This is a genomic window from Mycoplasmopsis caviae (assembly GCF_024498215.1).
Taxonomy (GTDB): Bacteria; Bacillota_I; Bacilli_A; order Mycoplasmatales; family Metamycoplasmataceae; genus Mycoplasmopsis; species Mycoplasmopsis caviae.
The window spans coordinates 128,730-142,046 of the sequence record NZ_CP101806.1 but is presented as its reverse complement, the minus strand read 5'-3'; the positions used below and the strand labels follow the sequence as shown (position 1 = coordinate 142,046).

13 protein-coding genes and 1 pseudogene are annotated in these 13,317 nt (G+C 28.1%); 5 read left to right on the top strand and 9 right to left on the bottom strand.

Annotation, left to right across the window (positions count from 1 at the left end):
• Positions 1-77 precede the first annotated feature (77 nt).
• The 6 genes from nusG to NPA07_RS00650 all read right to left on the bottom strand — a co-directional run bounded on the left by nusG (position 78) and on the right by NPA07_RS00650 (position 3,862).
• Positions 78-683 (bottom strand): transcription termination/antitermination protein NusG, encoded by a 606-nt coding sequence (nusG, locus tag NPA07_RS00675; RefSeq protein WP_126118099.1) that lies wholly within the window; start codon positions 681-683, stop codon positions 78-80.
• 12 nt (positions 684-695) lie between these two features.
• Positions 696-908, bottom strand: a complete 213-nt coding sequence (gene secE, locus NPA07_RS00670; RefSeq protein ID WP_126118100.1) for a preprotein translocase subunit SecE — start codon at positions 906-908, stop codon at positions 696-698.
• Positions 908-1,057 (bottom strand): 50S ribosomal protein L33, encoded by a 150-nt coding sequence (gene rpmG / locus NPA07_RS00665; RefSeq protein ID WP_126118101.1) that lies wholly within the window; start codon positions 1,055-1,057, stop codon positions 908-910. Before rpmG ends, secE begins: the two co-directional genes overlap by 1 nt.
• Positions 1,058-1,266: 209 nt before the next feature.
• Entirely contained in the window at positions 1,267-1,860 is a 594-nt protein-coding gene (locus NPA07_RS00660; RefSeq protein WP_126118102.1) for a hypothetical protein, read from the bottom strand.
• Position 1,861: 1 nt separating this feature from the next.
• Positions 1,862-2,557 carry a 23S rRNA (guanosine(2251)-2'-O)-methyltransferase RlmB gene (gene rlmB, locus NPA07_RS00655; RefSeq protein ID WP_126118103.1) on the bottom strand — a complete coding sequence of 232 codons (696 nt, stop codon included), beginning with the start codon at positions 2,555-2,557 and terminating at the stop codon, positions 1,862-1,864.
• Positions 2,558-2,602: 45 nt separating this feature from the next.
• Complete coding sequence (locus NPA07_RS00650; protein ID WP_126118104.1) at positions 2,603-3,862, bottom strand: class I tRNA ligase family protein; 1,260 nt, start codon at positions 3,860-3,862, stop codon at positions 2,603-2,605.
• A gap of 66 nt (positions 3,863-3,928) precedes the next feature.
• On the opposite strand from NPA07_RS00650, the gene argS reads away from it, so the two are divergent.
• The 4 genes and pseudogenes from argS (at position 3,929) to NPA07_RS00625 (ending at position 10,741) form a co-directional block, all read left to right on the top strand.
• Complete coding sequence (gene argS, locus NPA07_RS00645; protein WP_126118105.1) at positions 3,929-5,581, top strand: arginine--tRNA ligase domain-containing protein; 1,653 nt, start codon at positions 3,929-3,931, stop codon at positions 5,579-5,581.
• 306 nt (positions 5,582-5,887) lie between these two features.
• A pseudogene (locus tag NPA07_RS05735) lies at positions 5,888-7,582 on the top strand (IS1634 family transposase).
• A 329-nt stretch (positions 7,583-7,911) separates the two neighbouring features.
• Positions 7,912-9,222, top strand: coding sequence for an MAG3090 family protein (locus NPA07_RS00630; RefSeq protein ID WP_126118107.1), 1,311 nt, complete (start codon positions 7,912-7,914; stop codon positions 9,220-9,222).
• Between the two features lie 154 nt (positions 9,223-9,376).
• Positions 9,377-10,741, top strand: coding sequence for an FAD-dependent oxidoreductase (locus tag NPA07_RS00625; RefSeq protein ID WP_126118108.1), 1,365 nt, complete (start codon positions 9,377-9,379; stop codon positions 10,739-10,741).
• A gap of 57 nt (positions 10,742-10,798) precedes the next feature.
• On the opposite strand, the gene rpsT is transcribed toward NPA07_RS00625, so the two are convergent.
• Positions 10,799-11,074, bottom strand: coding sequence for a 30S ribosomal protein S20 (rpsT, locus tag NPA07_RS00620; RefSeq protein ID WP_126118109.1), 276 nt, complete (start codon positions 11,072-11,074; stop codon positions 10,799-10,801).
• A gap of 232 nt (positions 11,075-11,306) precedes the next feature.
• Here rpsT and rpmB point away from each other — a divergent pair, with 232 nt between their 5' ends.
• Entirely contained in the window at positions 11,307-11,507 is a 201-nt protein-coding gene (gene rpmB / locus NPA07_RS00615) for a 50S ribosomal protein L28 (RefSeq protein ID WP_126118110.1), read from the top strand.
• A gap of 315 nt (positions 11,508-11,822) precedes the next feature.
• Here rpmB and NPA07_RS00610 read toward each other — a convergent pair whose 3' ends face one another.
• Both NPA07_RS00610 and rsgA read right to left on the bottom strand, forming a co-directional pair.
• Entirely contained in the window at positions 11,823-12,482 is a 660-nt protein-coding gene (locus NPA07_RS00610) for a ribulose-phosphate 3-epimerase (protein WP_126118111.1), read from the bottom strand.
• Complete coding sequence (gene rsgA, locus NPA07_RS00605; protein ID WP_126118112.1) at positions 12,475-13,311, bottom strand: ribosome small subunit-dependent GTPase A; 837 nt, start codon at positions 13,309-13,311, stop codon at positions 12,475-12,477. The genes NPA07_RS00610 and rsgA overlap by 8 nt, the downstream gene beginning before the upstream one ends.
• Positions 13,312-13,317: the final 6 nt, after the last annotated feature.

The window sequence follows — 13,317 nt, the reverse complement described above, 5'->3', positions numbered from 1 at the left end:
CTTACAGCAGTGCCCAAAAAACCTATAAAACAACTTTTTTGGTAAAAAATGAACCAGTTTTCACCAGTTCATTTTTATTATTCATGTTCTTGACTTTTAATTTCTCTATAATCAAAATCTGCAGGAGTTTTCTTACCTAAATATTCTATTTCAACAGTTACTCTTTTATTTGATTCTGAACACTCTAAAACTCTACCTTGTTCGCCTTTAAATGGTCCATCAACAACCTCAACTATTTCACCAATTTGGAATTGTGTATTGACAATTCCTTTTTCAAAATCTTGTTGTAATTTAAGTTCTTTTTTAAAACTTTTATCCATTTGGTGCTGTGAAACTGGTGTTGGTTTAGCACCTCTACCTGATGAACCAATTAGACCAGTTACATATTGAGTGTTACGCACAATAAATCAGGCCCTATCAGTCATATCCATATTAATAAAAATGTAACCTGAATACATATTAATATATTTAATTTTGTATTCTTCACCATTTCTTTGTTTTTCAAGTTCTTTTGGTGTAAGCACAGGTTTCTTAAAGATTTTAAACGCACCATCTTCAGTAGCTTTATGATTGAAACAATCTTCAACCTGTTCACTAATAATTCTGTTTTTTAGTGCTTCAACAACTTTGTCTTCCTTGCCTGAAACTGTACTAATCATATATCATTGAAAGTTTGAATCCATTATATCCTCCAATTATTTAACGCCTGCTTTTGTAAGAATAAGTGAGAAAAGAACTCCAAGTAAAACAGCACACAATGTAAATATAAATGCAAAAATAACTATTTGAACAAAAGAAACTCAGTTTTTACGACTAGAAGGTCATCTTACTCTCTTCATTTCTTTAACAAAACGTCTAAATAGATATTTTCTAGGTTTTTTGACCTTTGTTTCTTTATCCTTCTTCATTATTTTTCCTCTTTATGTGTTGTGTGCAATCTACAATTTGGACAAAACTTTTTAATTTCTATTCTTTTTGGGTTGCTTAGACTTTTATTCGTTGAATAATTAAGTTTTTGGCAACTTTCACAAGAAAGTGTCACTTTTCTCTTTTGCATATTGTAAATTATAAAGAATAATTTTAAAAAAACAACTTTATTTTTGCACCCTTAATAAGTCTAAAAATTTGCTTTTTTTATCCATTTTTTAGTTCAAAAATGAACATTAATTTTAGTTAAACAAAGACAAAAAAGTGGCCAAAATATATGAAAAAACTATTAAAAAAGCAAACTTACTAAATATAAGTGATGCTTTTTTATCTCGTGTGTTACTTTGCAAAAGTAAAGTAATTATTGAATTTTTCCAAAAAGTTTACTCTAAATTGTTCAAGCTTTCTTGGTGTTAATAACTTTATTTTTTTACCTTCTTGAACTTTTAAGTATTCAATAATTCCTTTGTCCTTTTGACTTAATGATTTATAAAAATTTTCAACATCAATGCTTTCTATATTTTCATTCATTTTGTTTCCTGAATCTTCATCTAAAACATAAATGAGTTCGTCTGTTGAAAGCATAAGAGAGTTGTGAATTCTTTTCTTTCTTAGTCAATATCTTATTTTATTTAATGTGAAGAATTTGCAAATATTTAAAAAATAATTTAGAAACTTTACGTTCTTTTCATATGATTTATATTTCTTTACCTCACTTAAATATAGTTGCAAAAATTCAACATATATGTCTTCTGCCTCGAGTGGAATATAAGGAAATTTTACTAAGGTAGATTTAATATTTTTAATAAATTCACTCTTATAAAAATGATTAAGCACCATAATTAACTGGTTATCTTTTAAACTTGATAAGAAATCATCAAACTCTTGAGAAGTAGTTTGACTTAGATCATAAAATTTATTTAAATATTTCATTTTAGTCCTTTGTTATTTCATACAACAAAATACCAGTAGCAACTGAAACATTTAAAGATTGAACACTTCCTTTTTGTGGTATATAAACAACTTGATCAGCTTCTCCTAATGTTGACTTACTTACACCATCACCCTCGTTACCTACAACTAAAACACATGGTTTATTAAAACTAAGTTTGCTAACACTTTGAGCATTCTGGTCAAGTGCAGAAACATATATTCAATACCCTCATTTCTTAAGTTTAGTTAAACTAGCACTAATACTATTAACCTTAATAACTTTCATATTAACAAAGCCACCAGAACTAACTTTGAGAACGCTTGAAGTAATATTAGCAGAGCGTTCTTTACTAATAATTAGATGTTTAATTCCACATGCATTAGCACTTCGCATTATTGCGCCCAAATTATGCGGGTCTTGAATGTGATCTAAAACTAGTACAACTTCAGCACTGTCTTTTTTAATTGATTCGAGTTCATAAATTGGAAAATCTTTTAGGGTTGCAACAATTCCTTGATGATTATAATTGTGATATTGTGCAAAGAAATTTTTATCTTTAATTACAACATTTGCCTTGGTAATTTGTTTAAATTTTTGTGCAAGTTGAATTGAATTGACAAACACAGTTTCAATAGGTAACTTGGCCCTAAGTGCATCCTCAACTGAATTTCTCCCACACAAATATAATTTTTCCATATTTAGTACCTCGTTTTTTCCTAAAAAGTAATAATTTAAAAAATGTTAATAAAGGCCACTTTTCATTAATTTTTCCCTTATTTTATCAGCCTCTATATAATCCTTTTTTTCCTTTAAAACAGTTCATTTGGTAAAAAGTTCCAATTCATTTTCATAATTGCTTACTTTTGTTAATAAAGGGTGGATAACTTCAAGTATGCTAAAAATAACTTTAGCAGTTTCAAGATTTTTGGACTTATTATATTCTTTGATTTGTTCATTTAAATGAAAGTTAAAGTCAGAAAAATTTCCTTCTTTTAATGAATTAATAATTTTAATAAATTTAGCATTTGATCTCATAAGTGGTGGTTTTTGATTAACAAAGACATTAGTACCAAAATTTGTAAAGAAGCTAAAAATTACTTTCTTATATTTTTTTTCAATAGTCTGCATATTTTCAATAAATTCACTTGTAACATTAATTGGTGCAGAAATTTTTGAATTTAAAATAATAAGTTTTAAGATAAAAGGATCATATTGCTTAATAAAGTCTTTAGCTAAAATTACATTACCAAGCGACTTAGACATTTTTTCACCCTCAAAATTAATTTGCCCACATCGAATTCAATTTTTAGTAATGTCTCTACCATAAAGAGCAAAGTGTTGAATATTTTCATTTTCATGGTGCGGAAATGTTAAATCCATTCCGCCACCATGAATGTCTAAGCCATCTTTTCCAAAGTGCTTTTGTACCAAAACTGCACACTCTGTGTGTCAGCCAGGTCGACCAATTGCTATATTTTGGTCTCCTGTTTTAAAAGTAACACCAACTTTTGTTTTCTTTCATAGTGCAAAGTCAGCCTCAAATTTCTTGTCTTGATTTTGCTCCTCGAATTGCATTTTATCAAGTTTTAAATTTGAAACACAACCATAGTGGCCTTGAAATTTTTTAACATCGAATCAAACGTTTCCTTCAGTATCAATGTACGCATTTTTTTCTTTAACTTGTTGCTTAACATAATCAACTATTTCATTAATGTTGCTAGTTACTTTTTCAATTTTGCTAATTGTATCAACACCAAAGCACTCTAATAATTCTAAATACGCATCAGTATATCTTTGACTTAGTTCTTGCTCACTAATATTAAGTTGAGCAGCCCTATTAATAATTTTGTCATCGATATCTGTAATATTGTGAATAAATTTAAATTCTTTTCCTAGCGATCTATATGCTTTAAGCATAAGATCAAAAGTTAATATTGGTACCATATTACCAATATGTAAATCGTTGTAAACTGTTGGACCACAAACATATATTTTTAACATTTGTTAAATTATAATAAATAAGTTAAAATATTTAATACATAAGTTTAAATATACCTTGGGAGTAATATGCTTATCGTTCATAAACTGAACAAATTAATTAAAAATATTATTAGTGAATTAAAAACTGAAAATAAAGTTTTCAGTTCTTTTGAATTTGCAAATGGTGAGCACAAATTTTCACTTATGGTTTCTCGAAAAGAAAAACTTGAAAATTCAAATGTTATTAACCATATTGAAAGTGATATAGTTTTTAAACTTAAAAAATTTAGCCCGCTACCTTATGTTCAGTTAGCAGAAGAAATTAAAGCAAAACTAATTAAGAGTTCAATGGTTAAGGATGTTTTATTGGGCCGTTATGGACTTATAAATATTATTCTTAATGAAAAAGAATTTGTTTCTGTGGTTAATGAAATTATTAAAAGCGGTGCAAAATATGGTTGAGTAAAAAACAATGGACTAAAAATTAATATTGAATATGCCTCAGCCTTGCCACTTAATTCACTAACAGTTCATAATTTAAGAAATGCTCTTGTTGGCGAATGTCTTGCTAAGGTATGTGAATTTTTAGGTTATCAAGTAACAAGAGAATATTTAGTTTATGAAGGCTATAAAAAAATTAATGAGATTAGTAAAATTGTTCATGAAAAATATTTAAATTTATTTAATGATAAAACACAGCAAGACAAAGTGTGTGAAAGCGATGAGTTTTTAGAGGCTGCGAAATGAATTAAGAGTCAAAATGATAACTTTTTTATTAATTTAGATGAAAATGAAAAATTAAATAAATTTAATAGTTCAATAGTCGAATATTTTGTAATACAAGCAAGAAATCAACTTAATAACTTTGGAATTCTCTTTGATATTGTTAGTGATTTTAAAAACATTTTAGTTAGAAAAAAGGTAGAACATACACTTGAAATTTTATCTCCATTAATTTATGACAATGATTCAAACTTATTTTTAAACACAAATGAAGAAGATTCAAAAGATAGAATTTTGGTACACAAAAGCGGAAGAAATTCATACTTGCTTTTAGATATAATTTATCATCTTGAAAAACTTAAGAGGGCGGATAAAATTATCGATATTTTGGATAGTGATCATATTCAATATTCAAATGCACTATTATCAGTTCTAAGATTTCTTAATGTATCAGAAGATCGTGTAGATCTTGCTTTTTGTGAAAAGATACAACTTAAAGAAAATCAGTGTCTAAAGTCTATTAGTAAATTTAACCAAAACAACATTTTTATAGATGAATTGGTCAAAAATATTAGCATAGATGAGTTAAAATTTTTCTTTCTTGAAAAGCGAGCTGAACAGCAAATTTCAATTGATAAAATAAACCTTGAAAATAACAAACTTTGTCATTCTTTTAACTTCATTTCAAAAACATATAACAAAGTTTGCAAGCTTTTAGATGGTTCTAAAAATAATAAGTGTTATAGTAACAAAATGAGCCTAAATAGTAACCTTAGCCATCTTATTTTAAGACTTGATTATTTTCCTTATGTTTTAAGAAAAGTTATCAGCAAAGTAAACCCTTTTTATTTGACAAAATATTTAAAGGATTTGTGTATTTTGGTAAACAAAAATTTTAAAGATAAAGTCAAAAGAAATTATAAAAATTTTTACCCAATCCTAGAGTCAATTAAAAATGTGTTTGATAATGGATTTAAATTATTAGATATTAATTCAGACAAAATTAAACAAGGATAAGAAAACAAGTTTTTACATAACACGAGGACTTAGACCTTATGTTTTTTAATCATTAAATAAAACACTATTTCCTAAAATGACTATGAAACAGATATTTTAGAAAATATTCATTATGTATATTTAAATTAAAATCATAAATTTTGTGATTAGTACTACCCGAGTTTCGGAGTTGGGACCATTAAAAAAGTACTATTTTTACTAAAAAAGTGTGAAAAATACAAATTTTTAAGTGTTTTTTGCACTTTTTTTAAAAAATTTTTTTATTTTTTTAATATCATTTAATAGCATTTATGATATAATATTATTATGAAAAAAGATTTGGTTATAACTGATTGTTCTAATGGAAAACAAAAATATTGCTATGTTATAAGACCTAAAGGATATAACAAAGGTGCTGATAGGATAGTAAGCCTTGGCAATGTAAATGAACTCTCAAAAATTAGAAAAGACTACAAAGAAATATTTAAAAGAGCACTTTTAGAGAATACATTCAAAGATAAAAATGACATTAAAACCTTTCTCCTAAATAAGTTAAAAAATATTAAAAATACTGAGCAAAACACAGGCTCAGAAGTTATTTACACATTGCTAAAAAAGTTAGAAGTTTTTGATGCTATTTCAGGTTCTAAACACAAAAATTTAGAGGCTGTTTTTAACTATCAAGTTGCCTCAAAAATGTTAAGAGATAATTATAGTATAAAGCACTCATTTGAAAACAAGGATGAATATACAAATGATGTAACCACTAAAATTGATACCTTTTATAGTCTATTAGATGTACTTTGTACTAATAAAGATTCAATCATTAAAACACTAAATAAAAATTGTCGTAAATTCATTACAAGAAATGAAAAACTAATGTTCTACGATTCAACAACAGTATACTTTGAAACTTTCGAAAAAGATGGATTAAGAATGAAAGGATATTCAAAAGAAAACAAGGTAAATGAAGATCAAGTGGTGTTTTCGATGGCAACAGATAGTTATGGTGTACCTTTTAGTTATAACCTTTTTCCAGGCAATACTATTGATTCAAAAACACTTAAACCATATATAAATGACCTGTCTAGAGTTAAAGATTTATCTAATGTAACAATAGTTGCAGACAGGGGTATGTCAACAAAAGAAAATTTGTCTTTTCTTGAAAGCCATAACATCAATTTTATTATGTCATATAGACTAAAATCATCAACAAATGAATTTAAGGATTTTGCTATAAATAAGGAAGATATGACAAAAACTTATGACGGGATTTGATATAAGGAATACAAATTTCAATCTGATAATTTAGACAAAAACGGAAATAAAAAATGAAGAAAAGAGTAATTACTTATAGTGAAAAAGAGCAAAAAAGATAGAAAAGATAGAGAAAAATTAATTGACAATTTCAAGAAACAAGCAAAGGGTCGAGACTTTGTAACAGAAGATGAATTAAATAACAAATATAAAAAATACAGATATTTCGAAAAGGTCGCCATTGAAGATAATGCAAATAATGAACAAAAAATTATTGCAGATAAAATTAGAGATAATAAAGTTGAACACATTTACAAACTTGATTATGAAAAAATTTTGGAAGATGAGAAATATGATGGTTTGTATGTTTATGAAACAACATTAATTGATATGCCAATAGACAATATTGTGGAAACATACAAACAACAATATTTAATTGAAGATAATTTTAGAATTCTAAAAAGTACTCTAAAAGTAAGACCTATTTATGTTTACACTGATAATCACATTAGAGGACACTTTGTGTTGTCTTATATAGCACTATTTATTGCTACATTTATTAAGAAACTTCTTTACCAAGAAAACATTAATCAGTATGGACTAATTGAGACTGCGTCATGTCAAAAAATCATCGAATGTTTAAATAACGCAAAAGAATGTATTAAGTATGCAAATGAAACAATCTTATGTAGGGAGAAAATAGAGGCATCAACAGATGAACTATATACAAGAATATTAAACATAATTAATAATTTAAAAGTCTAAAAAGTGTTATTAAAATTTATTGCAAAATTTTACCGATATGTCTATTTTATAGGCATATTGGTAATTTTTTAATTTATAACTCCGAAAGTCGGAAACAGATATTTTAGAAAATATTCATTATGTATATTTAAATTAAAATCATAAATTTTGTGATTAGTACTAAAAATTAAAATTAATGGTTGTTTTTGCACAATTACAGGTTAAAAATGCCTTTTTTATACAAATAATTGGCTTTTTATACTTATATTTAGACTATTTCTACTATTAATATTAATTTTAATCTATAATTTATACAATTAATATTTATATTATGAGAATGAGGAAAAATTATGAAGAGACTTAATCTTTTATGAAAACAAAAAGAAGATGCAACATATCCATGACTTTTAAAACATCCAAAAATTAAAGAAGGATTAGCAAAATTCAAGACACGTCAAGACGCTGTTGACTGATTCTTAAATTTTGGAGATGAAGTTTACATTTGATTCCAAAATAGCGAAGGAATTTTTGGTGGACAATTAGCAGTTCTTGAATCTGAAAACCCAAAAGATAAGGATACTAAAAAATTATTATCAATTCCAAAAGTTTCAGGTTTCGATGGTGGTGAAACATATAATGGTGTCTGTGAGGAATTCAGTATTCACCCATCATATCTTTCAAGAGAACCTTATAAATCAGCATTAGCTAAAAGAGTTCCTGAAATTGATTTTGTATTAATTTCAGATCCTGCTACATACTTCCCAGCAGATCTTGAAATGAAAAAACGTAGCCAATCATCATATGTTGACCTTAACGCTATTAAGGCATCTCTTGAACTAAAAATTAAAGAACTTGAAGAACAAAAAAATGCATCAGACGAAACAATTAACAATCTTAAAGAACAACTAGAAAACAAAAAATTCGACTTTATGAAGGTTGAAGAAGAAATTGAAGCAATCAAGAACCAAAAAGAACAAGAAATAAACGCTGTTCGTGAAGAAGCAGAAAAGAAAATTGAAGAAGTTAAAGCAGAAGTTGCTGCAAATTCACCAACAGAACAACCTTCAGAACCTTATGCACAAGCACAGGCTCAACCACAATTTGATGCTTTTGGTAATCCAGTTATGGATCCTTATGCAGGACAAACACAACAACCAGTAGATCCATACACGCAAGCTCAGCCACAATTTGATGCCTTTGGTAATCCAGTTATGGATCCTTATGCAGGACAAACTCAAGCACCAATGGACGATTTAAATGCACAGGCTCAACAACCAATGGAAAATCCAAATGCACAGGCTCAACCACAATTTGATGCTTTTGGTAATCCAGTTATGGATCCTTATGCAGGACAACCCCAAGCAGATGCTTATGGAAATAATCCATATGTTCAAAGTGAAACAATTATGACTGACCCTTATGCAACACAAGGTGGTTATTTAGCAACTACACAAGACCCATATGGTCAACTTACTCCATACGACGCTAACTATGGCTATCCAACTGGAATGTACGATGGTACTCAATTCTATCCTGTACAAAAGAAATCGGATGTTGGTATTTGAGTAGGTGTTGGAATAGCTGCAACAGTATTATTAGTTATCTTTATTTTAGATATATTAGTGTTACTTAGTTTAACAAACGTTGCTCAAATATTCTAATAATATAATTTTATTTTTAAAATTTACTCACCGCATAGGTGGGTTTTATTTTTGCTATAGTTGTTGATTAAATTTTTCACAAAAGATTAAAAGCTTTATTTTTAAAATAAAATTAGATTACATAAATTATTTTAAATATGAAGAGAGGGCTTATATGAAAATAATAGTTATTGGTGCAAACCACGCAGGAACAAGTTTCCTACGAACATTGAAAACAATCAATCCTGATGCTGATATTACAGCATATGATAGAAATACAAATACATCATTTTTAGGTTGTGGTATCGCAATTTGAGTTGGCGGAAAAGTTAAAGAACCAAAAGGTCTGTTTTATTCATCACCTGAGATATTAAAAGCAGAATATGGAATTAAATTAAAAACTTCGCATGAAGTTATTGCCATAGATAGAACTAAAAGAGAAATAACAGTTCAAGATGTTCAAAGTGGAAAATCATTTATTGACACATATGATAAACTTGTTTTCGCGGGCGGAACATGACCAATTGAACCTAAAATTCCTGGCATTCAATATGAAAATATTATGCTTTCAAAACTTTATCAACATGCACAAGCATTAGTTGAAAAAGCAAACGATAAAAAAGTTAAAAATGTCGTTGTAGTTGGTGCAGGATATATTGGTGTTGAATTAGTCGAAGCATTCCATAAAAAAGGTAAAAAAGTTACACTAATTGATTTGGCAAATCGAGTTGTTCCAAATTATTTAGATGCCGAATTTACAGACAAAATGCAAGTAAATATGCAAAAAGAAGGTATTAAATTAGCACTTGCTGAAAAAGTTATTGAATTCAAATCAAAAGATGGCAAATACGTTTCAGAGGTTATAACAGACAAGGGACGATATGAAGCAGACCTAGTAATAATGTCAATCGGTTTTAAACCTCGTACGGACATTTTAAGTGATGTTGAAAAGTTACCAAATGGTGCAATTAAAGTTAATGAATATCAACAAAGTATCAGCGATCAAAATATTTATGTACTTGGTGACTCAGCAGCACTTAAACATTGTGTAACTGATACATATGAACATGTTGCTCTTGCAACCAATGCAGTTAAGACTGGTATTGTTGCGGCACTAAATTTAGCAGGTCTAAAAGTTGCTTTTCCAGGAGTTGTAGGTACAAATGCAATAAATGTTTTTGATTGTCATTATGCAGCAACAGGTTTTACAGAAGAAACAGCTAAGGCTCACGGTTTTGATGCAGCCAGTGAATATTTTGAAGACAATGACCGATGTGAATTTGCAGGTAAAAGTGAAAAAGTGGCTTGCAAAATTACTTATGACAAGAAGACACTAAAACTTCTTGGAGTACAAATTGGTTCATGAGGTAAAAACAATCATACAGAAGTAATTTATATGTTCGCATTAGCACTTCAAAGAAAATTGACTCTACCTGAATGTGCTCTAACTGATGTATTCTTCTTGCCACATTTCAACAAACCATTTAATTTCTTTTTAATGCCTATGCTTAAAGCATTAGGTCTTAAATATAAGGCATAATTAAGTAAAAAAACCAGAGATTTTGCTCTGGTTTTAATTTTTAAGTAAAGAAGCTAATTACGCATCTTTTTTAGCATTTTGTCCGTTAACAAACTTATCTAAACGAGATGATTTTCTTGAACCTTTATTTGGATGAAAAACACCTTTTTGAACAGCTGTTGCAATAATTGAGTGAGCTTTGTTAACTAATTCTTGTGCTTTAGCATCCTTAGCTAAAACCGCTTCTCTAGCAGCTCTAATTGCTTTACGAACTCTTGTTTTCATAGCATTGTTACGAACACGGAATTCTTCCATTTTAGCAATGCTTTTTACTTTTGACTTAATATTTGCCATAATAGCCTCCTCTTTTTTCATAAATTAATTAATAATAAGTAATTGAAAAAATCTAAATTATTATACATTAAAAGCAAAATATATGAACAAAATATTTTAAGCTCTCTATCTCATGAAATTGGAAAAAGTCATGTAAATAAAATAAAACATTTTAATAAAAAAACTTATAATGTATAATTAACTTACTTATATACATTTAATTACTATATACAACTAAGAAAGGAGCAATACTATGTCAAGAAGAGATCAATTAACAGGTAAGGGACCTATGGTTGGTAATACCCGTTCACATGCTATGAACGCTTCAAAAAGAAAATTCAATGTTAACTTACAAAAAGTAACCATGAATATTAATGGCAAAAAAGTAACTTTAAGAGTTAGTGCTAAAACAGCTAAAACATTAAAGAACAAAGGTGCTAGTGTTGTTGCTTAATTTCAAATAAACTTTTATAAGCAAAATAATAGAAAAATATATGTTGTTCAGCCAGCATATTTTTTTATGATTTTTTGACCGCCTTTGGTAACATTAATCATTATTGTTCAATATGAAATTTAATTTCTCCCTATGGTGGGAAAGGTCTTTATTACCCTTAAAAGTGTTATTAATTTAAGTTATCAAATTTTACTTCTATGCCTATAAAACAGTTATTTTGGTAAAATCAGTGCGAACTAACTCCGAAACCCGTTTCTATTTCTCCTTAAAGTGGGAAAGCATTATAAGTACAAAAAAAGTTGCACATAGCAACTATTATTTACCAAAAACACTATTAATTCTCTCTTCGGTTGGTTCCGATACAATATATGTTCCAGCAACAGTTGCATCAACACCTGCTTCAAAACATATTGGTCCAGTTTCTCCGTTAATTCCGCCGTCAACTTGAATTAAATATTTATAGCCATTTGTATCTCTTAATTCTTTTAACTCTTTAATTTTGTCAACAGCATGTTCTATAAATTTTTGTCCACCTTTTCCAGGCTCTACTGACATAACTAGTACTAGCTGTAGGTAAGGTAATAGTTTAACTATTTCACTTACCTCTGTTACTGGTTTAATAGCTAAGCCTATACTGTAAGCAGAATGGTGATCTTTTAAAAATTTGGTTAATTTCTTTTTATCAACCGCTTCATAGTGAATAGTAGTAATATCAACATGATCTCTAAATTCATCTAAATAGTCAAGTGGATTTTCTACCATTAAGTGAGCATCTTTAAAATGTTTAGGTGCATTTTGGTTAATGTTTTTAATTTCTTCTAATTCAATAGCTCTATTAGGTACAAATTTTCCATCCATAACATCATAGTGAATTCATTTAATACCTTTGTTAACTAATAATGTTGCCATATTGCAACGTTCTTCTTTTTCTACATTTAAAAGTGAGGGTGTAACATACTTTTGTTTCTTAGTCATGACTTATCTCCTTTAATAATTTTAAATAATTTTGATACCTAAATTCAGGAATAATTTTATTTTTCACATTTAGTTTGATATTACAGAAATCTTGTGGTTCGTTTTCATGTAAGCAACTTTTAAACTTGCATAGTTTACCTAACTTCTTAAATTCTTCATATGAGGAAGCAAGTTCTAATTTGCTCATATTTAAATCAAATGAACTAAAACCTGGTGTATCAATTAATTCTCCATTTAAAATAGGTATTATTTGAACTATTCTTGTAGTATGTCTACCTCTGTTTGCATTTTTAGAAATCTCGTTTGTTTCAAAGTTATTGTTTGTTAACTTATTAATTAGTGTTGTTTTACCAACACCGCTTTGACCCATTAGTGAGCAAGTTTTATGGTCAAAAATTTTGGCAAAAATTTTTACTCATTCGTCTGTTTTATAATTGATTTGGTAAATTTCATAACCCATATTTTTGTACAGTTCATAATAAGGTGTTGAACCAAGATCGCTCTTAGTTAAAACTATAATTGGTTTAATGTTTTTGCTTTCAATAAAGGCTAAATATTTATCAACTATATAACTTTGGAAGCTTGGTTTCTCAATTGACATAACAACAACAATATTGTCAATGTTAGCAACCTTTGGTCTAATAAATGAATTCTTACGAGGATATATTTCTTTTATATATTGTCCTTTGTCAAACTCAACTATATCGCCTACAAGAGGTTTTATTTCTTTATGTCTAAAAACACCTGCTGCTGGCAGAATATGTATTTTGTTTTCTTGGTCATTTATATAATACTTACCAGAATTAATTGAATAAATCTTGCCTTTCAAATTACA